The organism is Comamonas sp. (assembly GCF_036643215.1).
In the GTDB taxonomy this organism is placed as follows: Bacteria; Pseudomonadota; Gammaproteobacteria; order Burkholderiales; family Burkholderiaceae_C; genus Comamonas.
This window is the reverse complement of record NZ_JAVXSJ010000003.1, coordinates 70,349-93,308: the sequence shown is the minus strand read 5'-3', so window position 1 is coordinate 93,308 and position 22,960 is coordinate 70,349. Positions and strand designations below refer to the sequence as shown.

The following is a 22,960-nucleotide window of genomic DNA, read 5'->3' as shown; positions in this document are numbered from 1 at the left end:
CTCCATGCGGCTTACGAGACCGTTAACTTTATCGCTTGCTCAGCGAATGTCGTAAACACTCACGATTGGTCTAGAACGCGCAGACCCAAAGATCCACTCTGACTATCGAGGAAATTGCAGCTGAAGTTGTCCATGGCGCTGATCCAGAAAACGCGCATCACCGCCCAGGTTCCGCATAATCTGCCGCGTGATGGCCAATCCCAATCCCGCCCCTTTGCTGCTTTGCGTGCCTTTATGAAAGCGCACAAACATCTGCTCACACCGCTCGGCAGGCACTCCCAGGCCTTCATCTGCCACCGTCAAGTAAACGCACTCCGAATCGCAGCGCATGCTGACGCAAACTTTGCCTTTGCCATGAAACAAGGCGTTTTCCAGCACATTACGAAACGCCGTATTCAGCAGGCTGGCATTGCCCCTGACTTGCATGCCATCGATCAGTTGCACCTCCACTTGCCGCCCCTGCTCATCAAACAAGGCCAGCATCGAGGCGGTAACTTCGCGGACCATACGCGATAGCTGCGTGGTGCTGGATTCTTCTTTCTGCTGGGAATCGAGCCCGCGCTCCTGGCGAGCCAGCAGCATCAGCTGGCTCGTGAGTTGGCGCAGATACGCCATATCGGCATCAATACTTTTCCAGTCTGGGCGCTCATCCAACCGGGCTTGCTGCAAGCGCAAGTCCAGCACCGTCAACGGCGTGCGCAGCTCATGCGCTGCATCGGCCACCAACTGCTTTTCATGGGCCAGCGCATGCGTCAGTTTGTCCAGGGCTTGGTTGGCGGCCTGGGCCAGCTGATGCATCTCGCTAGGCAATTTTTCTGTCGGTATGGGCTGCGGGTTGCTCGACGAAATATTCTGAGCAAAGCGCGCAGCATCCTGCACCGGTTTCAGAGTCCAGCGCATCATTGCGTAAATCAATGCAAACGCCAACAAGCAAATGGGCAGCAGAATCAGCAGGCTCTGCTGCATCTTGGTGTGCAGCAGCTGGCCAATGGTCTGGCGCTCCAGCACATCGCGCTTGGCCACCATTAAGGTCGCACCATCGGCCAGTGGCGCGGCCATATTGATCACTTCACCACTGCGAATGGGCATTTGAAACAGCGGTGGCTCTGGCGACATGGGCTGACGCAAACGGCGCGGCCTGCTGAGATTGTCTGAAAACCACAGCGCCTGCCCTTCCGGGGAATACAGCGTGTACGACAGCTCACCACCCGCATAGCTTTGGGGCAGTGTGGCCGGGTCGCTTTGCATGGTGAACCCTGCGCTGATTTCACGCGCCTGGATGTTCATCACTACGCGCCGAAGTTGATCGCGGGTATCGTAGAGCGACAGCGCTAACGAGCCAGCACCAGCCCCAAACGCCAGCACCATTCCTAGCAAGACACGCCTCTCCAGGCTTGGCTTAGGCATTCGCCCCGGTTTCTACAGGCAGCACCATGCGGTAGCCAATGCCGCGCACGGTATCAATCTGCACATCGGCTCCACCTTCTCTGAGTTTGCGACGCAGGCGAGAGACCAACGCCTCCACGGCATTGAGGGTGACGCTTTCGCGCGAGGCATAGAGATGCTCTTCCAGTCGCTCCTTGACGGTAATGCGCGGCCAGACTTTGAGCATTTCCTCCAGCAGCATGGCTTCGCGGCGCAACAAGTCGACCTGTTTGCCATTGACTGTCGCAAAGCGCGACTCTGTCTCAAACGCCACATTGCCTAAACTGAGCTTTTGCTGGTGCACAGCTTGCGCTCTGCGCAACACGGCCCGCAGCCGGGCTTCCAGCTCAGTCATTTCAAAGGGCTTGAGCACATAGTCATCCGCGCCACCGTTAAGGCCAGCCAAGCGGCTTTCCAGCGCATCGCGTGCAGTCAACAGAATGCAGGGAATGCGCTTGCCGATTTTCTGGCATTGCTCAAGCACCTCCATGCCATCGATATCAGGCAGACCAAGGTCTAAAAGCATGGCGTCGTAGTCACCCATGGCTATGGCGTGCAAGGCCTTACGCCCCGTGGACACCGCATCAACCGCAAAGCCTATGCGCTCCAGATGCCGGCACAGCAGCGCATTCAGCTCTTGGTGATCTTCAACTATCAGCAGCTTCATCGGTCAGACGTTGATCAGGAATTGCGATTACAAATGAAAGTGATACTCATTTTAGATGTAATTTAACGAGACGAGGGTTTGATGAGAGAGCAGTTTTTTGAGCGCCCATCTGCAAAACTGGCACGGGGCGCTGTGGTGCTTGCACTGCCGCTGGCCACCACTTTGGCCTATGGCCAAGGCACCGAAAAAATCGCAGAAACCACAATGGAAGCGGTGACCGTCACAGCTTCGGGTTATGAGCAAGATGTCAAAAGTGCTCCGGCCAGCATCAGCATACTTACGCGCGAGGAACTGGAGAGCAAGCAGTTTCGCTCCCTGACCGACGCGCTGCGTAATGTGCCCGGCGTTGGGGTGATGGGTGGCGACAAAGGCGAAATCTCCATTCGCGGCATGGAATCAAGTCATGTTCTCATCATGGTTGATGGCCGCCGCCAGAACACCGGCGGTGTCACGCTCAAAGGCGGGGTTTCCGAAGGTCTGAGCAATAACTGGATTCCGCCCATTGAGGCCATTGAGCGCATTGAAGTCGTGCGCGGCCCCATGTCTACGCTGTATGGCTCCGAAGCCATGGGCGGCGTGATTAATATCGTCACCCGCAAAGTAGCCAAAAACTGGTCGGGTTCGATCTCTGCCGAGCACACTTTTCAGGATTCAGGCAAAGCAGGCGATACCAATCAGGGTGACCTCTACCTGTCCGGCCCATTGATCGCCGACACGCTGGGTCTACAGTTCTGGGGCTCAGACAAGCGCCGCCAAGAAGACTCCGTGCTGGACGGCTTTGGCAAGTCCAAGCGCCAGACCGGCAATCTGCGCCTGTGGCTCACGCCCAATAAAAACCATGAATTCATGCTGGAAGCAGGCCGTTCCACCCAGGAATTCTGGACCACGCCTGGCCGTACTCTCGCACCTACCGCCAGCCGCAATCAGAACGAATACATCCGTGAAAACTATGCACTGAGCCACAAGGGGCGTTGGGGCTTTGGCGTGTCCGACCTGAGCCTGTCGCAAGAAACTGCGGTGCGAGAAGGCGAGCTGCAAACTGCCAAGCCCAAGACCCGCAATACCGTGCTGGATGGCAAGCTGGCCGTGCCGCTGGGCAATCACATGCTGTTGACCGGGTTTCAGGTACGCCGCAACGAGTTGAAAAGCGATGGCTATTACGCCAACCCTCTGGGTCTGGGCCAGGGCATTGATGCTTCGTTCACCGAGAAATCGCTGTTTGTGGAAGACGAATGGGCGATTACGAACAGCTTTAGTCTGACAGGCGGCCTGCGCCTGGATGACAACGAATTCTTTGGCCGCCACTGGACCCCGCGCCTGTACGGTGTATGGAATCTCAGCAGTGCATGGACTATCAAGGGTGGCGTGGCAAAGGGCTTCCAGTCTCCGAGCATTGCCCAGATCAACCCCAACATCGGCCTGCCCCAGCGCGGCGGCGCACAGACCTGGGGCAACCCAAATCTCAAGCCCGAAGAAAGCATCAACCGCGAAATCGGCGCTTACTACGATGCTGGCGGTGCATTCCGTGGCAATGCCACGATTTTTGACACCGACTACACCAACAAGATCGTCAACACCGGCTCGCGCCAATTGGTCTACCCCGACGGCACACCTGTGCCCAACGACCCCTATACCGGCCGTGTTTTCAGCACCTACTTCAACATCACCAAGGCCAAGATTCGCGGCCTGGAATTGGCGGGCAGCTACCAGTTCAGCCCCTCGCTCAAGCTGTCGGGCAACTACACCTTGACCGATTCCAAGGTCAAAAGCGCGGGCGTCAACATTCTGGGCTTTGGTTACCCCTTGGCTGACGGTCAGCCCTTGGTCGCTGTACCCAAGCACGCAGCCAGCGCTACCCTGAACTGGAAGGCGATGGAAAACCTCTCCGCCTTTGCCACCGTGACTTACCGCGGTCGTGAATCGCTGATCAGCTGGGGTTCGGGCGGTGCAGTGTCTGAATCTGTGGGCTCGGTCGCTACTCTGGATTTAGGTACGGCCTGGTCGCCACGCAAGGACCTGACCGTGAACGTCGTGGCATACAACCTCACCAACAACGTACGTCCGCGCAACACCAGCGCGGCCTATTCCTATGCTGAAGATGGCCGCCGCCTGTGGGTGAAGATGGCTTACCGCTTCTGAGATGACTGCCACCATGCCTGACCAACAAACCCTCGGACATGTCACAGGCCCTGCTCGCAGCGGCATGTCCACGCTATCGCACTATCGCTGGACCATTGCTTCGCGCGCCGTAGCCGCCATCGGTGGTGGATACGGACTATCTGCGCTGTTCTGCGCCAGTGCCGGGCTGGCGCTCACCCATCTGGGTGTCAGCCGCATCAATGCCGTGATGACCGCCACCATGCTGGCCTTTGTGGTTCACTCCATCGCAGTCATCTGGGCTTTCCGCGCCCGCAGTACCACCAGGGTTTGGCTGGGCATGTTGGTGATGGCCGCATTGTTCGGTGGCTCAGCCGTATCCATGGGGTGGCAGCCATGAGAGTTGACGGCAAGCCTGAAGGACTGAGGCAGTCCATGTCCTGGCTGCACACCTGGTCCGGCCTGCTGCTGGGCTGGCTGCTGTATGCGGTTTTCTTCACAGGTACGCTGAGCTATTTTCTGGACGAAATCAATGTCTGGATGAAGCCTGAGCTGCACCAGTCACAGCCATCCGCCAACACCGCTGAATTGGCTCTGCAGGGCATGCAGCGCCTGGCTCCCGATGCTGCGACCTGGACACTGTCCTTGCCCGGAGAGCGCCATCCTACGGTGGAGGCAAGCTGGCGTGCAAAGGATGCACCCGCAGGCAAAGCAGGCACACAGCGCGCCGAACTTGATGCAGCGACCGGTGATGCAATTGCCGTGCGTGAAACACGCGGCGGCAGCTTTCTCTACCGCTTTCACTTCGAGCTCTACGCCATGCCCCGCATCTGGGCACGCTGGATTGTGGGCATCGCCACCATGTTCATGTTGGTGGCCATCATCAGCGGCGTCATCACGCACAAGAAAATCTTCACCGATTTTTTTACGTTTCGCCCACGCAAGCAGCAGCGCTCATGGCTGGACGCCCACAATATGACGGCCATTCTGGCCTTGCCCTTTCACATCATGATTACCTTCAGCGGCTTGCTCCTGCTAATGATCATGCTCATGCCCTGGGGGGCCAGCGCCGTCTATGAAGGAGATACACGCGCCTACTTCAACGAGATGCGTGGCAGCACCCGCCCTGCAGCAGACCAGCCTCAGCGCAAGCGTGGTGTAGAGAGTAATGCGGCGGACGCGGCTCCAGTCACCATGACCCCCATTGCACCGCTGATGGCGCAAGCGCAGCAGCGCTGGCCAGATCGTGGCGTAGGCACGATTGTGGTGAATCAGCCCAATACCGTTGGCGCGCGCATAGAGCTGCGGTCACAAGGCGGTAACAGCCTGATCAACCGTGGTGCCAGCGAGCGCATGGTGTTTGATGGCATCAGCGGCAAGATGCTGGACGCACCCGCAGCCAAACCCATTTCCACACCCACGGCCATCTACAACGTTCTGACCAGCTCGCACCTGGGGCGCTTTGCCGATCCGCTGCTGCGCTGGCTGCTGTTCCTCAGCGGTGTAGTGGGCACGCTGATGGCTGCTACAGGCATGGTGCTCTGGGTGGTCAAACGCCTGCCTGAACGGCGCAAGCTTGGCCGAACGCCTTTATCGCACCGTCTGGTTGAAGTGCTGAATGTGGGATCGATTTCGGGTCTATCCGTTGCCACGACTGCATACTTTTTTAGCAACCGCCTGATCCCTGTGGGCACCACTCAGCGGTCCGACTGGGAAATTCGCTGCTTCTTCCTTGTCTGGGTCCTGTGCGCCGTTCACGCGCTGCTGCGCAGTCACCGCCGAGCCTGGACCGAGCAGTTGGCTTTGGCCGCATTGCTCTATGCCTGCCTGCCTTTACTCAATGCCGCGACTGGAGGGCTTCCTCTGCCTGCAGCCATGTCCGCTGGGTTGTGGAGCGTAGCGGGCTTTGATCTGGTCGCACTCGTGCTTGCCGCCATCCATGGCTTTGCGGCCTTCAAATTGCTGCACTTACCGCTCCCCGTATCGCCAACCAGCAAGGCTGCAGGCAAGCATGCCCCACAAGCCATAGGCAGTGGTGCAACTGCCACGCTGGCACCGCAAGCTAAGGAAAGGCAAGTTTGATGCAACCCACTGTTTTGATGGCTTTGGTGGCACTGCTGCTGAGTTTTTCCGCTTTTGCCACCTTGAGCGTGGCCATGGAAAGACACCAGGAAGAGGTACTGGGGCGCACTCTGGCTCGCTCAGCCAATCACGGTCTACGCGTAGCTGGCACAGCGTTGCTGACATTGGCTTTAGCTGCCTGCATGGTGGGCCAAACCGGATCTGTTGCCGCAATCGTATGGCTGGGTTTGCTGACGTTCGCAGCGCTCCCCGTCGCTGCGCTGCTGAGCTATTCCCCGCGAATTCTGCTACCGGCGTCTGGCATCGCTTTACTGATTGCCGCGACCATGGCTTTAACTCTTCTCTAAAAAAATGACTAGAAAAAATACATGCATAAGGTCTGTGTGCAAAGCATTGGCCATTGCACATTTGCTGGCTCTGCCGCTGCTGGCGCAAGCTCACCGCTCGTTTCTCGTTCCCTCATCCACCGTGCTGTCGCCCACGGCCCATCAGTGGGTGTCTATCGATGCCGCGCGCGGGAATGACTTGTTCTTCTTCAACCACAACGCACTGCCGTTGGAGGGCCTGCAAATAATCAGCCCAGCAGGCGCTGCTGTAGAGCCAGCCAAGCTTGAACGCTTTCGGTACAAGGCCGTTTTTGAATGGCAGCTCACTGCCCCCGGCACTTGGCGGGCTGCCGTAGTCAATGACGGTTTGCGTGTGCAGTGGCAAGACAATGGTCAGCCCAAGCGCTGGAATGGTCCTGCGGCAGACTTTGCGCAGTCGGTACCTGCTAATGCAGAAAATCTGTCGGTCAACGAGGTGGCTTCGCGCGTAGAAACCTTTGTCACCATGGGCAAGCCTTCGCCACTCACACCCAGCGGCAAAGGACTTGAAGTGCGCTACGACACCCATCCAAATGACCTGGTGAAAGGCGAGCCTGCCACGCTCACTTTTTTGCAGGATGGACAGCCCGCACCCAAGCTCAAAGTCAGCATCCACCCTGGCGCAGCACGTTACCGCGACGGCACACAACAAATGAACCTGGTGACTGATGAACAAGGGCGCCTGCAAATTCATTGGCCCAGTGCAGGTCTGTACTGGATCAGCGCTGCAACCAAAGTGGCAGCAACATTTCCACAGGCCAAGCAAAAAACGCTCAGCTACGCAGCAACACTAGAAGTTCTGCCTTAAGTTTGAATCGCTCCAGCTTTCCTGGGCAGCGCTGGCCGCAGCCGTTTGTGCGAAAGCCGCTCTTCAAGCCAGTAGCCACTTTATGCAACAGCGCCGCAAAGCTCTAGACATAAAAAAAAGCGCTCACATCTGAGCGCTTTTTTGCGGCGGCTAGCTCAAGCAAAGAGTGGGATACCCTGCTGCTCGGCTAACTTTATTAGCTCTAATAATTGCTAAGTGTGTCGCTTATTCCACTGTCACACTTTTAGCCAGGTTACGGGGCTTGTCCACATCGGTACCACGCACCAGGGACGTGTGATACGCCAGCAACTGCAGCGGCACCACATGCAGGATGGGGCTGAGCGCGCCGTAGTTTTCAGGCATGCGAATCACATGCATGCCTTCTGCACTTTCAATATTGCTCTTGGCATCGGCCAGCACGTACAGCACACCTCCACGCGCGCGCACTTCCTGCATATTGCTCTTGAGCTTTTCCAGCAGTTCGTCGTTTGGCGCCACGATAGCCACGGGCATATTGCTATCCACCAGCGCCAGCGGGCCGTGCTTGAGCTCACCCGCAGGGTAGGCCTCGGCGTGGATATAGCTGATTTCCTTGAGCTTGAGCGCACCTTCCAGCGCGATGGGGTAGTGGATGCCACGGCCCAGGAAGAGTGCATTTTCTTTCTTCGCAAAGTCTTCAGCCCAGCTGATGATTTGCGGCTCCAGAGCCAGCACCGATTGCAGTGCGACAGGCAAATGGCGCATGGCAGTCAGGTACTGCTGCTCTTTCTCTTCAGTCAGTCGGCCCTTGGACTGTGCCAGTGCCAGCGTCAGCAGGAACAGACCTGCCAGCTGGGTCGTAAAGGCCTTGGTCGATGCCACGCCAATTTCCACACCTGCGCGGGTGATATAGGCCAGTTCGCATTCACGCACCATGGCACTGGTGGCCACGTTGCAGATGGTCAGCGTGTGCTTCATGCCCAGGCCTTGAGCATGGCGCAGGGCTGCCAAAGTGTCGGCAGTCTCACCCGACTGGCTGATGGTGACGATCAGTGTCTTGGGGTCGGGCACGCTGGTGCGATAGCGGTATTCACTGGCCACTTCCACGCTGCAGGGGATTCCGGCAATGGCTTCAATCCAGTACTTGGCGGTGCAGCCGCTGTAGTAGCTGGTGCCACAAGCCAGAATCAACACGCGATCAATTTCCTTGAACACACGCCATGCAGCTGCGCCGGTCTTGCCTTCAGGCGTGACTCCATCAAACAGCTCGGGGGCAATGTTTTCCACACCTTCAAGCGTGTCGCCAAAGGCGCGGGGCTGCTCGAAGATTTCTTTTTGCATGTAATGGCGGTAAGGGCCCAGCTCGGCAGCGCCGCTGTGTGCGTGCACGGTCTTTACAGGGCGCTGCTTTTCAGTCAGGCGCTCACCGCTCTTGCTCACAATCCAGTAACGGCCGGGCTGCAGGTCAACCAGGTCGCCTTCTTCCAGATAGATGATCTGGTCCGTTACACCGGCCAGTGCCATGGCATCGCTGGCCAGGAAGTGTTCAGCACCTTCCTTGCCCACACCCAGAATCAGAGGCGAGCCTGCACGGGCACCCACCACGCGGTGCGGCTCGTCCTTGTGCATCACGCCAATGGCAAATGCGCCATGCAGACGGGTCGTTGCAGCCTGCACCGCTTCAAACAGATCGCCGCTGTAGAGGCTGTCCACCAGATGAGCAATGACTTCCGTATCGGTCTGGCTTGCAAACACATAGCCCTTGCCTTGCAGTTCGCTACGCAGAGCTTCGTAGTTTTCGATGATGCCGTTGTGCACGAGTGCTACGCGGGCTGGTGCATCGGCATCAGCCACAGCCGAAATGCCGGGGCCATGGCTGAAGTGTGGGTGGGCGTTGCGCACAGCAGGTTCACCATGGGTAGCCCAGCGAGTGTGGGCAATACCTGTCAGGCCATCCACATGCTCGGTCTTGACCTGTTCTATCAGCTCTGCCACGCGGGCCGTAGAACGGGCGCGCTTCAGACCCAGACTCAGGCCATTGGCATCGAGCGCCTGCACGGCAACGCCGCAGGAGTCATAGCCACGGTACTCCAGTCGCTGCAGACCCTGGACCAGAACAGGAACGATATCGCGGTCAGAAACCGCAGCAACAATGCCACACATAGATGTACACCTCGGGTTGAATTGCTGGGCATAGTACCCGCTGAAATATTAAATATTCATTCAAATAACTACATATATTGAATTAATATTTCATAAATTTGAAGAGTTGATTTTTTATTCAATAAAATTACTTTTAATGAATGAAAATTCCATCAACCTAGATGCTGTTGACCTTCAACTGCTGAGGCAACTTCAGCGAGATGCCAGTCTCAGCAATCATGCCCTGGCCCAGTTGCTGCATCTGTCCGCCCCCACCTGCCTGCGCCGCGTCAAGCGCCTGCAAGAGCTTGGACTGATCGAGAAACAGGTCGCCATCCTGAGCAGCGAGCAACTGGCCAAGCTGACCGGTCATGGCCTGCAGGTCATTGTGGAAGTCTCACTGGACCGGCAAGACAGCACGGCCTTGCTGCAATTCGAGCACAAAGCCGTTGCCGAGCCCTGGGTGCAGCAATGCTGGCGTGTATCTCCTGGCCCCGACTTCATTCTGATCATCGCAGCGACTGACATGCCTGCCTACCTCGCCCTCAGCCAGAAGCTTTTTACCCAAGACTCGAATGTGCGCAATGTCAAAGCGTTCTTCAGCATAAAGCGTGCAAAGTTCAGCACTGAATTGCCAATTCCTGAAATCATCATTAGCAGGTATTTATGCTCTTGATGTGTGGCAAATATGCTGCGCTATTGCTTTAAGTTTTGATACAAATTGTTATTAATTAGACTATTCTCACCACTTTGACTTAACGCAAGTTTCGCCAGATGCCCCTGCATCGAGAGATTCACCGCCGTACCTACCCTTTGCGCGCCTCCTATTTGACATTGGCGGGCATTGTGGTGGCCGCAAGTTTGGCGTATCACCCGAGCAATATTGCATGGTGGGCATTCACTGCGGTAAGTGCTCTCGTCTGGCCTCATATTGCCTTTCTGCATTCACGGCACCACCAAGACCCGTTTCATGCGGAATATATCAATTGCCTGGTCGATGCCCTGATCATCGGCAGCTGGGTCGCACTGATGCACTGGAGCCTGCTGCCCAGCTTCTGTATCCTGGCCATCGGCGTGGCTGACCGCTTCTACACCGGACTCAAGCGCCGCTGGCCTTCCACATTGATTGCCTTACTCATAGGCATGCTGCTGATGTCTGCGCTGATTCACCCTTCTCCGCAGTGGGATGCACCTCTAGTCGTTCAGCTGAGTCTGCTGCCATTAATCATCTTGCACAGCGCCTATGCCAGCTGGTCCACTCGCAGCATGCTCAAGACGTTGGCCAAGCAAAATCTTCAGCTCAGATTACTAGGCCGCATTGACCCTCTGACCACGGTTTACAGCCGTGATTACTGGTGGAAAAAGGCCCGCACTGCACTGCAGCAGTATCGAACCTCTCAAGAGCAAACCAGTCTGCTTGTCATTGACATTGACCGCTTCAAAACCGTCAACGATGTCTACGGCCATATTGTGGGCGACGAGGTTTTAAAGCAGATTGGCCTGAGCATTCGCAGTTGCCTGCGTAGCCACGATATTGCTGGCCGCTACGGCGGCGATGAATTCACCGTCCTGTGCAAGCACGCCAATGCAAAAGAGGCATATTCCGTCGCCCTGCGCATTTGCGACAAGCTAGCGCAAATACGCATTCGCGAATATCCAGAATTACGTGTCAGTGCGAGTATTGGTGTTGCCGCTGCAGATGCCAGCATTGGCTCGGTCACTGAATGGGTCAAGGCCGCCGACAGCGCGCTCTACAGCGCCAAAAATGCGGGCCGCGATCAAGTGTTTGACGTGTCAGCCAGCATGCCCCTGAATTCTCACAGCCCGGCAACCATACCGATGCGGTTTGAAGCCACCCTGACGCCTGCTTCCTCACAGTCACAAAAGCAGCAGGAGCGAAACAGCGCCTGATATAGACCTATGCGGGCTGCGAACGGCTCGCTTCTCAGGCCTTGGGCCAGCTCATCTGCAACTGGCAACCCGCATTGGGTTGGGCCTCAATCTCAGCGTCGCCACCGTGGCGGCGGCAAATATTGCGCACCAACACCAGGCCCGTGCCCACACCTTCAAAATCGGCCTCGCGGTGCATGCGCTGAAACACGCCAAACAGCTTGCCTGCGCGTGACTGATCAAAGCCCACGCCGTTATCCGCAATCGCGATCAAGCAATCCCTGCCCTGCATCTCGTAGCGCACATCCACTTGAATCCTCGCCTGCGGCACAGACCGGGTGAACTTGATGGCATTGCTCAGAGCAGCCGTCAGCGCCAACTCCAGCAAATACGGGTCCGCCTGCACTGCCGGCGCAGTCGCTGGCAAGCACCATTCAATCTGCCTGCCCTCTGCATCGGCCTGCAAGCGCTTCTTCACGCTATGCAGCACAGGCAACACATCCACGGACTGCAACTGCAGTGCATGGCGATCGGCCCGCGACAATTGCAGCAAGCCATCAAACATGACGGCCATGCGCTGGGCCGACTGGTCCATGGTCTGCAAAAAGCTGAGCGCCTCTTCCAGATCATCCGCACTGGGGTTGGGCGACTGCAGCAACTCGGCAATCAGCGGGTTGAAGGCCAGCACATGGCGCAGCGGTGCGCGCAAGTCGTGCGACACCGCATGCACCCATTCCTGCTGCGCGCTGCGCAGGGCCGCCAGCTCGGCATCGCGCCGGACCAGCAGCGCCAGCGCCTCTTCCAGCGTCTGCGGCGCTATGTTTTCAAAAGCGTGTTGCGCTTGCTCCATCAGGCTTTGGGCTGCTTTTCAGGGCGATTCCAGTTGCTGATGCTGATCTGCTTGCCACGGCTCACGGTCAGCGCACCAGCTTCTGTGCTCTTGGTCACCGTAGAGCCACCGCCCACTGTGCCGCCAGCACCAATCGTCACCGGAGCCACCAGCACGCAGTTGCTGCCAATGTGCACATCGGCCTCAATCACGGTGCGGTGCTTGTTCACGCCGTCATAGTTGGCGGTGATGCTGCCTGCCCCGTAGTTCACGCGTTCGCCCACCATGGCATCTCCCAGATAGGCCAGATGATTGGCCTTGGCACCATCGGCCAGCGTCGAGTTCTTCACTTCCACAAAGTTGCCGATATGTACTTCGCGGCCCAGCTTGGCGCCGGGGCGCAGGCGGGCAAACGGGCCAATCAAGGCACCCGCGCCCACTTCCACGCCCGCCTTTTCGCCGTCGATATGCGTGAAGGGGTGAATGACGGCATCTTCGGCAATGCTCACACTGCTGATATGGCAGTTGGCACCAATGCGGGCACCCGTGCCAATCGTGACATGGCCGGTAAAGACACAGTTCACATCAATTTCTACGTCCTGGCCGCAGCTCAGGCTGGCCTTGGTGCCACGCACATCATCGCGCAGGTCAAAACGAGCAGGATCAGCCATGCGCACCCCCTGCTCCATCAACTGGCGCGCCTGGCGCAACTGGTGCGCCCGCTCCAGCTCTGCCAGCTGCAAGGGGCTGTTGATGCCTGCGACCTGCAGCACATCGGTAATGCGGTGGCCCACCACGGGCACGCCATCCGCCACAGCCATGGCGACGATGTCAGTCAGGTAATACTCGCCCTGAGCGTTGTTGTTGCTGAGTTTGGACAGCCATGCCGTCAGATGCTTGACAGGCACAGCCATGATGCCGCTGTAAATTTCGGTGATGGCGCGCTCGGCGTCATTCGCATCTTTTTGCTCCACGATGCGCTGCACGGTGCCTGCTTCGTTGCGCACGATGCGGCCATAGCCAGTGGGATCAGGCATGGTCACCGTCAGCAGCGCCATCTTGTCGTTGCCTGCAGCGTCGAGCAGACCCTGCAGCGTGTCGGCAGTGGTCAGCGGCACATCTCCAGACAGCACCACGACCAGACCATCATCCTTGAGCGCAGGCACGGCCTGCTGCACAGCGTGGCCGGTGCCCAGCTGGGGTTCCTGGCGCACAAACTTCAGGTCAAAACCACCTTCACCACTGTTGGCGGCGGCAATGGCGGCTTCCACTTCTGCCGCACCATGGCCCGTCACCACCACCGCAGAGCGCGCCTTCAGTTGCGCTGCCGTATCCAGCACATGCTGCAGCAGAGCACGTCCGGCCAGCTTTTGCAGCACTTTGGGATGGCGGCTTTTCATGCGGGTGCCTTTGCCGGCGGCCATGATGACGATGTCCAGAGGTGCAGTCATAGTTCTTGTGAAGATAAAAAACCACCCAATTATCGACTCATACCAGCATCAGGCTCTTGCAAGAGCCTGCAAGAGCCGCATCAAACACCGTATGCTTTCGCGGCAATGCCCCACGCTACCACCAGCCCGACCCCGCTGCTTCGCACCCGCGCCATTGGCGCAGGCCATCTTCGCGCCTTTCTGGCCGTGGCCCGGCACCTGAACTTTCGCGCCGCCGCCGATGAACTGGCCCTGACACAGTCGGCCGTCAGCCGCCAGATTCAGTCGCTGGAAGACGAGGTCGGCATCCCCCTCTTTCTGCGCCACTCCCGCGCCGTGGAGCTGACGGGTGCCGGAGCCCAGTTGCTGCATGCCGTGCAACCCGCGCTCGAATCCATTGACAGCACCGTGCGCCAGATTCGCCAGACGGCGGGGCGTAAAAGCGTGGCCATCACCACCTGGGCCAGCTTTGCCGCCATGTGGCTGATTCCGCGCCTGGAGGCTTTTCAGCGCAGCCACCCGGATATCGACATACGCATCGACACGGGCGACGCCGTAGTCGATCTTGAAACCACTGATGTCGATCTGGCTATCCGCTACAGCAAGGCCGTCGATGCATCTGCTCGATCTGCCCAGCCCTTGTTTGGCGAAGAGCTGGTACTGGTCGCCAGCCCCGCACTATTAAAGAGCGGCCCTGCGCTGCGCACCCCCGCCGATGCTGCCCACTACACGCTGATTGAAACCGGCGATGTGCACCGCATGCCCCACCTGGAGTGGCTGAGCTGGCAGCGCTGGTTTGCCGCCAACGGCTGCGACCAGTTGCAACCGCCGCGCTGGCTGTACTTCAACTACGCCCACCAGATCGTGCAGGCCGCACTGGCCGGGCAAGGACTGGCCATTGCCCGCCTGCCGCTGGTCGCCGATGCACTGGCCGCCGGTGACCTGATCGAAGTGCTGCCTGACCACCGGCTGGCGTCCCCTCTGTCGTACTGGTTGCTACAAGGCCCGCGCAGCCATGAGCGGGCCGAGGTGCAGGCGTTTTGCCAATGGCTGATGACCGAAGCCGACAAAACCCGCGCCGCCATGCAGGACGAGCAAACGATCAAGCCATAAACAAAAAGAGAGCTGCTCACGCTTGATCTGCAAAGGTTTCAAACACAAAATGATTTGAAACACAGCAGTATCAAGCGTAAGCAGCTCTCTTTTTAGAGATATTTCCCTTTAACGCACCGAGGGTGTCCTCCTTCCTTAGCGCGATGCGCGCAGGGAAAGAGGGGAAAGCGCAAAGCGCCTCAGGGGGTTAGCTCAATGTGACTCGCGCAAACTTGCGCTTACCCACTTGCAGCACAAAGGTGCCCGCGTCCAGCTTCAAGCCTTTATCGCTGATCACCACGCCATCAACGCGCACACCGCCGCCATCAATCAGGCGGTTGGCTTCGCCATTCGACGCGGCAAGGTTGGCTTGCTTGACTAACGCAGCAATGCCCATGGGGGCACCCGAGAAGGCTACTTCCGGAATCTCATCAGGAATGCCGCCCTTGGAGCGGTTGATGAAATCCTGCTCGGCCGCATCGGCGGCTTCTGCACTGTGGAAGCGCGCGGTGATTTCCTTGGCCAGCGCCACCTTGGCGTGCTTGGGGTTGCCACCGGCTTCGATCTCGGCCTTCAGCGCCGCAATGTCGGCCAGGCTCTTGAAGGACAGCAGCGTGTACCAGTCCCACATCAGCGTGTCGGAGATCGACAGCACCTTGGCGAACATGGTGTTGGCATCTTCGGTAATACCGATGTAGTTGTTCTTGGACTTGGACATCTTGTCCACGCCATCCAGACCGACCAGCAAAGGCATTGTGAGCACGCACTGAGCCTCTTGCCCGAACTCCACCTGTAGGTGGCGCCCCATCAGCAGATTGAACTTCTGGTCCGTTCCGCCCAGCTCCAGATCGGCCTTGAGCGCCACCGAGTCGTAACCCTGCAGCAGCGGGTAGAGAAACTCGTGCAGGCTGATCGAGCTGCCTTCGGTGAAGCGGGTGTGAAAGTCGTTGCGCTCCATCATGCGCGCCACGGTGTACTTAGCCGACAACTGAATCATGCCGCGCGCGCCCAACTTATCGCACCATTCGCTGTTGTAACGAACTTCGGTCTTGGTCGGGTCCAGCACCTTGGCAGCCTGGGTGTAGTAAGTCTCGGCGTTGACCTTGATCTGCTCGGCAGTCAGGGGCGGGCGAGTCGAGTTACGGCCCGAGGGGTCGCCAATCAGCGTGGTGAAGTCACCGATCAGGAAAATGACTGTGTGACCCAGATCCTGCAACTGGCGCATCTTGTTGAGCACCACGGTGTGGCCCAGGTGGATGTCAGGAGCCGTTGGGTCCAGACCCAGCTTGATGCGCAGAGGCACGCCAGTGGCTTCGGACTTGGCCAGTTTCTTGATCCATTCGTCCTTGGGCAACAGTTCGTCGACCCCACGAAGAGTGACTTCCAGCGCTTGGTTCACTCTGTCGGTCACGGGGAAACTTGTAACAGCAGATTGATTCATAAGGGTTTTTCGGCAGGCGCGGTAGGACGCGGTCGATATACTTGGGGGTTTGGTGTTACGGTCAATTCTAGACTGCTCCCTCATATAGACCTCTGCGGATGGACTTATGGAACGGTTGAGCTGATGGAGTCGTGTCGACCGCAACAAATGCCAACTCAACAGACACGCTCTCCCAAGGATTTGAAGTTTTGATTACTGGCTTGAAAAATGCCGGCGTTGCCCTGTGGGTGCAGCTGACATCGGCCCTGCAAAAACACCCCAAGCGCGCCACGGCTGCGCTGGCAACTGTTTTGCTGACCGGTGGCAGTGGTGCCTTTGCTGTGGCCAGCCTCGGCCCGGACCCCGCCGACCTCCCCGTTCGCACGCTGACTGAAACCGTTCCCTCCCTGGCCGCTGGTCAGGATCTGGCTGAACTGACAGACGTGCAGTCGTTCTCTCTTTACCGCTCTGAAACCACCCGTGGCAACGACACGGCCGAGTCGCTGCTGCAGCGCCTTGGCATTGCCGACCCACAGGCCGCCGCCTTTCTGCACAGCAACGATGCCATGCGCCAGAACGTGCTCGGCCGTGCCGGTCGCCTGGTTTCCGCCGAAACTACGCCCGACCACCAGTTGAGCCAGCTGACCGTGCGCTGGGCCCCCAACGAAGATGGCACCTTCCTGCGCCTGACCGTGGACCGTGTTGAAGGCAAGCTGCAATCCAAGATCGAGACTGCCAAGCTGACGGCCACCCCTCGCCTGGCCGGTGGCGTCATTCGCTCCTCGTTCTTTGCAGCAACCGATGCAGCCGACATCCCAGACTCCGTCACCATGCAGATGTCTGATATCTTTCAAGGTGATCTGGACTTCCGCCGCGGCCTGCGCAAGGGCGACCGCTTTGCCGTGGTCTACGAATCGCTGGAAGCCGATGGCGAGCCTCTGCGTGCTGGCCGCGTGCTGAGCACCGAGTTCCACAACAATGGTAAGACACATCAGGCCATGTGGTTCCAGGAAGCCAGCAAAAAAGGCGCCTACTACACGCTGGACGGCAAGAGCCTGCGCCAGGCCTACCTGAACTACCCGGTGGAGTTCTCCCGCATCAGCAGCGGCTTCTCCATGCGCGTACACCCCATCCACAAAACCTGGCGCGCCCACCTGGGCACCGACTTTGCGGCAGCCACTGGCACCAAGGTTCGTACTGTTGGCGACGGTACCGTGTCCTTTGCCGGTGTGCAAAACGGCTATGGCAATGTGATTTTTGTCGAGCACGCCAACCATCAGACCACCGTCTACGCTCACCTGAGCCGCATCGATGTCAAACAAGGCCAGCGTGTCGAGCAAAGCGACATCATCGGTGCCGTGGGCTCCACCGGCTGGGCCACCGGCCCGCACCTGCACTTCGAGTTCCGTGAAAAGGGCGAGCAGCGTGACCCGCTGACCATCGCCAAAATCACCGATGCAGCCCAACCCATCAGCAAGGCAGCACGCCCTGATTTTGACAAGCTGGCTGCGCAGATGCGCATTGAGCTGGATGCCGGCACGCAATCCTATGCCGTGGCCAGCGTACGCTGATCTGGCCAGACACCATCCCAAAGGGCTGCAATTGCAGCCCTTTTTTATGATCAAAATGGGCTGTAGCGCTTGCTGTACATACGCTATCCGCTACAGCTAAGATAGTGAATACTGCGCCAACTCTGTGACCTGCACCATGCCCAACGCCATTGAACAAGCCGCCCAAAGCTCTCTGTATATCGGACTCATGTCCGGCACCTCGCTAGATGGGGTCGATGGCGTTCTGGTCGATTTCAGCCAAGGCACCCAAGTGCTGCAACACGCCAGCTGCGGCTTTGATACAGAGCTGCGCGCCGATCTGCTGGCCTTGAACACACCGGGCGGCACCGATGAACTGCACCGCGCAGCCTTGGCCGCCAACGCACTAGTGCGCCATTACGCCAAAGTCGTTCAGACACTGCTGGCCGGCAGCGGCGTTGCAGCCAGTCAGATCACCGCCATAGGCGCGCACGGCCAGACGGTGCGCCACCGCCCGCAGATGTTTGATGGCACGGGCTACACCCTGCAGCTCAACAGCCCCGCCCTGCTGGCCGAGCTGACAGGCATCACCGTAGTCGCAGACCTGCGCAGCCGCGATGTGGCCGCTGGCGGCCAGGGCGCACCGCTGGTTCCCGCATTCCATCAAGGCTTGTTTGGCTTGGCTGACCAGACAGCGCTGGTGCTCAATATCGGCGGTATTGCCAACCTCAGCGTGCTGGGTGCGGATGGCCGCGTACTGGGCTTTGACACCGGTACCGGCAATGCACTGATGGACGGCTGGTGCCTGCGCCACACCGGCAAGGCCTACGACGAAAGCGGTCAGTGGGCCGCAAGCGGCCAAGTCATCCCGGAGTTGCTGGCCGCCATGCTCAGCGACCCGTACCTGGCCCAAGAGCCGCCCAAAAGCACCGGGCGCGATCTGTTTCATGCCGACTGGCTGGCCCAGCACCTGCTGCACCATGCAGCGCAGGCTGCGCCTGTTGATGTTCAAACCACCTTGACGGAATTCACCGCTGCCAGCTGCGCCCATGCCGTGCAGCACTTTGGCAAAGGTGGCCAGCAATTGCTGGTTTGCGGCGGTGGCGCGCTCAACACCCACCTCATGCAGCGCCTTGCCGCGCTGCTGCCCGGCGTGGCCGTCACCACCACGGCAGAGCGCGGCCTGCCGCCCCTTGAGGTAGAGGCTGCCGCCTTTGCCTGGCTGGCGCGCCAGTGCATGCTGGGCCTGCCGGGAAACCTGGCCAGCGTCACCGGTGCCAAAGGCCCACGCATTCTGGGCGCCATCTACCCGGCATGAAAAAAGGCGGCCCTTGCAGGCCGCCTTTTTATTTCAGTGCGTTCACTCAGTGACCGCCAATGTAGACAAACTTAAACAGGAACAGCGCAGCAATCACCCACATGATCCAGTGCACTTCCCTGACCTTGCCGGTGAACAGCTTGAGCACGGCGTAGGTGATGAAACCAAAGGCCAGGCCGTTGGCAATCGAGTAGGTGAAAGGCATCATCAGCGCGGTGACCACGGCGGGCACAGCTTCTGTGGTTTCATCCCACTGCACTTCGGTCAAGTCGCGCAGCATCAGGCATGCCACAAACAGCAGCGCAGGGGCCGTGGCATAACCGGGCACCACACCGGCCAGCGGCGCGATGAACAGGCAGGCCAGGAACAGCACAGCGACTGTCAGCGCCGTCAGGCCCGTGCGGCCACCGGCCTGCACACCGGCAGCGCTTTCCACATAAGCCGTAGTGCTGGAAGTACCCAGCATGGAGCCCACAAAGATGGCACCAGAGTCGGCCAGCAGCGCACGGTTCATGCGGCCCATGCGCTCAGGCACCAAGAGACCTGCACGGCGTGCCACGCCCATCAGCGTGCCTGTGGCATCAAACAGCTCGACCAGGAAGAACACCAGCACCACGTTGAGGAAGCCGGTCGTCAGCGCCGTCATGATGTCCAGCTTCAGGAAGGTGGGTGCTATCGACGGAGGCATGGAGAAAATGCCGTGGAAGGTGTTGCCACCAAAGAAGAACGAAGCCACGGTCACCGCCAGAATGCCGATCAGCAGCGCACCCGGCACCTTGAGGCGATCCAGCACCACGATCAGCAAGAAGCCGGCAATCGCCATGATGGCCTCGGGCTTGTGCAGATCGCCCAGCGTCAAATACGTATTCTTGTCAGGGGCGACCACACCGGCTGTCTTGAGCGCAATCAACGCCAGGAACAGGCCCAGACCCACGGTGATAGAGACGCGTATGGACTGCGGTATGCCTTTGATAATCAGCTCTCGCAGGCCGAACAAGGTACAGATCAGGAACAGGCAGCCCGAGACAAACACCGCCCCCAGCGCCGCCTCCCATGTGTAGCCCATCTTGAGCACCACAACATAGGCGAAGTACGCATTCAGCCCCATGCCCGGCGCCAGCGCGATCGGGTAGTTGGCGTAGAGCGCCATGATGGTGGAGCCCAGCGCCGCAATCAGGCAGGTCGCCACAAACACTGCGCCCTTGGGCATGCCCGCGTCACCCAGAATGGATGGGTTGACGAACATGATGTAGGCCATCGAAAGAAAGGTCGTCAGCCCCGCCACCAGTTCTGTTCGCACGTTGGTGTGGTGCTCGTTGAGTTTGAAAATCCGCTCTGTCCAGTTCATTGCATAGTCTCCGTGTTGTTTTACAGGCAAGGCACAGCCTTGCCCCGCGGCAAACAGCCATGATTCAGAACGGCTGCCGCCCCGCGGGGCGACAACACCCGATGGGAAAAGTCAGGGAGTGTGCCCTTGAACGGCTTCCACTGCTCTCAGGATGGCCTCTGCAGTCGCGGGTGCACGCAGAGGCGGATTGATTTGGTGCGCGGCCACTGAAGACACCGCATCGCGGATCGCAAAGAAGACCGAGAACGGCAGCAGCAATGGCGGCTCGCCTACGGCCTTGCTGCGGTGAATCGAGTCTTCGAAGTTATCGCCCTCAAACAGGCGCACGTTAAACACGGGCGGGCAGTCATTGGCGGTGGGGATTTTGTAGGTGCTGGGGGCATGCGTCATCAGCTTGCCGTTTTGCGGATGCCAGACCAGCTCCTCCGTCGTCAGCCAGCCCATGCCTTGAATAAAGGCTCCTTCCACCTGGCCCACATCGACCGCAGGATTCAGCGAGCGGCCCACATCGTGCAGCACATCGGCGCGCAGCAGCTTCCACTCACCGGTCAGCGTGTCGATCACCACCTCACTCACCGCAGCGCCATAGGCGAAGTAGAAGAAGGGGTGGCCCTTCATGGCCTTGCCGTCCCAGTGCAGACCCGGCGTGGCGTAAAAACCATCGGACCACAGTTGCACGCGCTGCAGATAGGCGCTGCGCACCAGCTCGGCAAACGGCACACTCAGTCCGTTGACCTGCACCGCATCGTTGGCAAAGCGCACATCTTTGGCATCGCCGCCATGCAGGCGCGCTGCACACTCCGCCAGCCGCACGCGCAACTGGCTGGCCGCATCCTGCGCGGCCTTGCCGTTCAGATCAGCTCCGGTAGATGCCGCCGTAGCTGAGGTATTCGCCACCTTGGTGGTGTCCGTCGCTGTGACGCGCACTTTTTCAAACGCCACGCCCAGCTCATGCGCCACGACCTGCGCCACCTTGGTGTTCAGGCCCTGACCCATTTCCGTGCCGCCATGGTTCACCAGAATCGAGCCATCGGTGTAAATATGCACCAGCGCACCGGCCTGATTGAAGTGGGCCACATTGAAGGAGATACCAAACTTTAGCGGCGTCAGCGCCAGCCCGCGCTTGAGCACAGGGCTTTGCGCGTTAAAGGCATTCACCGCCACACGCCGTGCGCGGTAGTCGCTGGTCTGCTCCAGCTCGGCCACCAGTTCGTGAATGACGTTGTCAGTCACCGGCTGCTGGTAAGGCGTGATGTTGTTCTCGGTCTTGCCGTAGAAGTTGACGCGGCGCACATCCAGGGGGTCGCGCCCCAGATTGCGGGCCACCGTGTCCAGAATGCTTTCAATCGCAATCGCGCCCTGCGGCCCACCAAAACCACGAAAAGCCGTGTTGCTCTGGGTATTGGTCTTGCCCATATAGCCATGGGCGCTGACATTGGGCAGCCAGTAGGCATTGTCAAAGTGGCACAGCGCCCGCGTCATCACCGGCGCAGACAGATCAGCCGAATGCCCTGCGCGCGAGACCATGGAAATCTCAGCGCCCAGCACACGGCCTTCATCGTCATAGCCCACTTCGTATTCGTACCAGAAGCAGTGACGGCGACCGGTAATCATGAAGTCGTCATCGCGGTCCAGCCGCAGCTTCACCGGCCTGTTCAGGCGCACAGCAGCCACCGCCGCCACGCAGGCAAACAGCGCCGATTGCGATTCTTTGCCGCCAAAGCCACCGCCCATACGGCGGCATTCCACATGCACGCTGTGCGAAGCCACGCCTAAAGCATGCGCCACCAGATGCTGCATTTCGCTAGGGTGCTGGGTAGAGCAATGCAGGTGCACCGCGCCATCTTCCTTGGGTGTGGCGTAGCTGATCTGCCCTTCCAGATAAAACTGCTCCTGCCCGCCCACATCCCATGAGCCTTTGACACGATGCGGCGCTGCATCAATGGCGGCGCGTGTGCCACCAGCGTGCGTGCTGCGCTCCAAGTGCATGGGCGGCATCACGTACTGGCCCAGCTCGTGGGCTTGTTGCGGCGTCAGCACGGGCGGCATCTCGGTAATCGTGGCTGCGCCCTTGGCCAGCGCCGCTGCGCGCCTTGCCGCCTCACGGGTGCGGGCAATCACGGCAAACAGGGGCTGACCCACATAGCGAATCTCACCGTCGCACAGAATCGGGTCGTCATGAATGATGGAGCCGCAGTCGTTGACACCGGGAATATCGGCAGCGGTAATGACATCCACCACCTCGGGCATGGAACGAACCGCTTCCAGCGCCAACGCAGTCAAGCGGCCATGGGCCACGGGCGACAGGCCCAGAGCGCAGTGCAGCGTGCCTTCCAGCTCGGGCAGGTCGTCGATATAGGCAGCCTCACCTGCCACGTGCAGGTGGGCAGATTCATGCTTGCGGCTCACGCCCACGCGTGCGCCCTGGCTCTGGGCCGTGGCTTCTGCGCCCTCATCAATACGGTTAGCCAGGTTCTTGCGGTAGTCGGCAAAGGCTTCGGCCACCAGTTCATTCGTCAATTCGCGGGGATTGTTCATC

18 protein-coding genes are annotated in these 22,960 nt (G+C 59.2%); 10 read left to right on the top strand and 8 right to left on the bottom strand.

What is annotated here, in order from left to right:
* Positions 1 to 102 precede the first annotated feature (102 nt).
* On the bottom strand, positions 103 to 1,407 hold the full coding sequence (locus RSF91_RS03530) for a sensor histidine kinase (RefSeq protein ID WP_332567113.1): 1,305 nt from the start codon (positions 1,405 to 1,407) through the stop codon (positions 103 to 105).
* Positions 1,400 to 2,092 (bottom strand): response regulator transcription factor, encoded by a 693-nt coding sequence (locus RSF91_RS03525; protein WP_332567112.1) that lies wholly within the window; start codon positions 2,090 to 2,092, stop codon positions 1,400 to 1,402. Before RSF91_RS03525 ends, RSF91_RS03530 begins: the two co-directional genes overlap by 8 nt.
* An 81-nt stretch (positions 2,093 to 2,173) precedes the next feature.
* Between RSF91_RS03525 and RSF91_RS03520 the strand changes: the two genes are divergently transcribed.
* Genes RSF91_RS03520 through RSF91_RS03500 form a run of 5 tightly spaced genes read left to right on the top strand, consistent with a single transcriptional unit; the run spans position 2,174 to position 7,444 of the window.
* Positions 2,174 to 4,231: a TonB-dependent receptor domain-containing protein gene (locus tag RSF91_RS03520; RefSeq protein ID WP_332567111.1), complete on the top strand. Its 2,058-nt coding sequence runs from the start codon at positions 2,174 to 2,176 to the stop codon at positions 4,229 to 4,231.
* A 13-nt stretch (positions 4,232 to 4,244) separates the two neighbouring features.
* Entirely contained in the window at positions 4,245 to 4,589 is a 345-nt protein-coding gene (locus RSF91_RS03515) for a DUF3649 domain-containing protein (protein WP_332567110.1), read from the top strand.
* Between the two features lie 35 nt (positions 4,590 to 4,624).
* Complete coding sequence (locus RSF91_RS03510) at positions 4,625 to 6,271, top strand: PepSY-associated TM helix domain-containing protein (RefSeq protein ID WP_332567109.1); 1,647 nt, start codon at positions 4,625 to 4,627, stop codon at positions 6,269 to 6,271.
* The gene (locus RSF91_RS03505; RefSeq protein WP_332567108.1) at positions 6,271 to 6,618 is read left to right on the top strand and encodes a DUF3325 domain-containing protein; all 348 of its coding nucleotides are present in this window, start codon (positions 6,271 to 6,273) and stop codon (positions 6,616 to 6,618) included. Before RSF91_RS03510 ends, RSF91_RS03505 begins: the two co-directional genes overlap by 1 nt.
* Before the next feature lie 34 nt (positions 6,619 to 6,652).
* Positions 6,653 to 7,444 carry a DUF4198 domain-containing protein gene (locus RSF91_RS03500; protein WP_332567107.1) on the top strand — a complete coding sequence of 264 codons (792 nt, stop codon included), beginning with the start codon at positions 6,653 to 6,655 and terminating at the stop codon, positions 7,442 to 7,444.
* A gap of 225 nt (positions 7,445 to 7,669) precedes the next feature.
* Here RSF91_RS03500 and glmS read toward each other — a convergent pair whose 3' ends face one another.
* A complete protein-coding gene (gene glmS, locus RSF91_RS03495; RefSeq protein WP_332567106.1) occupies positions 7,670 to 9,586 on the bottom strand; it encodes a glutamine--fructose-6-phosphate transaminase (isomerizing) in 1,917 nt (638 codons plus the stop codon).
* A gap of 136 nt (positions 9,587 to 9,722) precedes the next feature.
* Here glmS and RSF91_RS03490 point away from each other — a divergent pair, with 136 nt between their 5' ends.
* Both RSF91_RS03490 and RSF91_RS03485 read left to right on the top strand, forming a co-directional pair.
* The gene (locus RSF91_RS03490; RefSeq protein WP_332567105.1) at positions 9,723 to 10,241 is read left to right on the top strand and encodes an Lrp/AsnC family transcriptional regulator; all 519 of its coding nucleotides are present in this window, start codon (positions 9,723 to 9,725) and stop codon (positions 10,239 to 10,241) included.
* Positions 10,242 to 10,339: 98 nt separating this feature from the next.
* Positions 10,340 to 11,476: a GGDEF domain-containing protein gene (locus RSF91_RS03485; RefSeq protein ID WP_332567104.1), complete on the top strand. Its 1,137-nt coding sequence runs from the start codon at positions 10,340 to 10,342 to the stop codon at positions 11,474 to 11,476.
* Positions 11,477 to 11,510: 34 nt separating this feature from the next.
* Here the strand turns inward: RSF91_RS03485 and RSF91_RS03480 are convergent, their stop codons facing one another.
* Positions 11,511 to 12,305, bottom strand: a complete 795-nt coding sequence (locus RSF91_RS03480) for a sensor histidine kinase (protein ID WP_332567103.1) — start codon at positions 12,303 to 12,305, stop codon at positions 11,511 to 11,513.
* On the bottom strand, positions 12,305 to 13,735 hold the full coding sequence (gene glmU / locus RSF91_RS03475) for a bifunctional UDP-N-acetylglucosamine diphosphorylase/glucosamine-1-phosphate N-acetyltransferase GlmU (protein ID WP_332567102.1): 1,431 nt from the start codon (positions 13,733 to 13,735) through the stop codon (positions 12,305 to 12,307). The genes RSF91_RS03480 and glmU overlap by 1 nt, the downstream gene beginning before the upstream one ends.
* A gap of 105 nt (positions 13,736 to 13,840) precedes the next feature.
* Between glmU and RSF91_RS03470 the strand changes: the two genes are divergently transcribed.
* Positions 13,841 to 14,827: a LysR substrate-binding domain-containing protein gene (locus RSF91_RS03470; protein WP_332567101.1), complete on the top strand. Its 987-nt coding sequence runs from the start codon at positions 13,841 to 13,843 to the stop codon at positions 14,825 to 14,827.
* 187 nt (positions 14,828 to 15,014) lie between these two features.
* On the opposite strand, the gene tyrS is transcribed toward RSF91_RS03470, so the two are convergent.
* Positions 15,015 to 16,247 carry a tyrosine--tRNA ligase gene (gene tyrS / locus RSF91_RS03465; protein WP_332567100.1) on the bottom strand — a complete coding sequence of 411 codons (1,233 nt, stop codon included), beginning with the start codon at positions 16,245 to 16,247 and terminating at the stop codon, positions 15,015 to 15,017.
* Positions 16,248 to 16,438: 191 nt separating this feature from the next.
* On the opposite strand from tyrS, the gene RSF91_RS03460 reads away from it, so the two are divergent.
* Both RSF91_RS03460 and RSF91_RS03455 read left to right on the top strand, forming a co-directional pair.
* Positions 16,439 to 17,797 carry a M23 family metallopeptidase gene (locus tag RSF91_RS03460; RefSeq protein ID WP_332567256.1) on the top strand — a complete coding sequence of 453 codons (1,359 nt, stop codon included), beginning with the start codon at positions 16,439 to 16,441 and terminating at the stop codon, positions 17,795 to 17,797.
* Positions 17,798 to 17,933: 136 nt separating this feature from the next.
* The gene (locus tag RSF91_RS03455) at positions 17,934 to 19,073 is read left to right on the top strand and encodes an anhydro-N-acetylmuramic acid kinase (protein WP_332567099.1); all 1,140 of its coding nucleotides are present in this window, start codon (positions 17,934 to 17,936) and stop codon (positions 19,071 to 19,073) included.
* 46 nt (positions 19,074 to 19,119) lie between these two features.
* Here the strand turns inward: RSF91_RS03455 and RSF91_RS03450 are convergent, their stop codons facing one another.
* Both RSF91_RS03450 and xdhB read right to left on the bottom strand, forming a co-directional pair.
* Complete coding sequence (locus RSF91_RS03450) at positions 19,120 to 20,421, bottom strand: NCS2 family permease (protein ID WP_332567098.1); 1,302 nt, start codon at positions 20,419 to 20,421, stop codon at positions 19,120 to 19,122.
* 111 nt (positions 20,422 to 20,532) lie between these two features.
* Positions 20,533 to 22,959, bottom strand: coding sequence for a xanthine dehydrogenase molybdopterin binding subunit (gene xdhB / locus RSF91_RS03445; protein WP_332567097.1), 2,427 nt, complete (start codon positions 22,957 to 22,959; stop codon positions 20,533 to 20,535).
* Position 22,960: the final 1 nt, after the last annotated feature.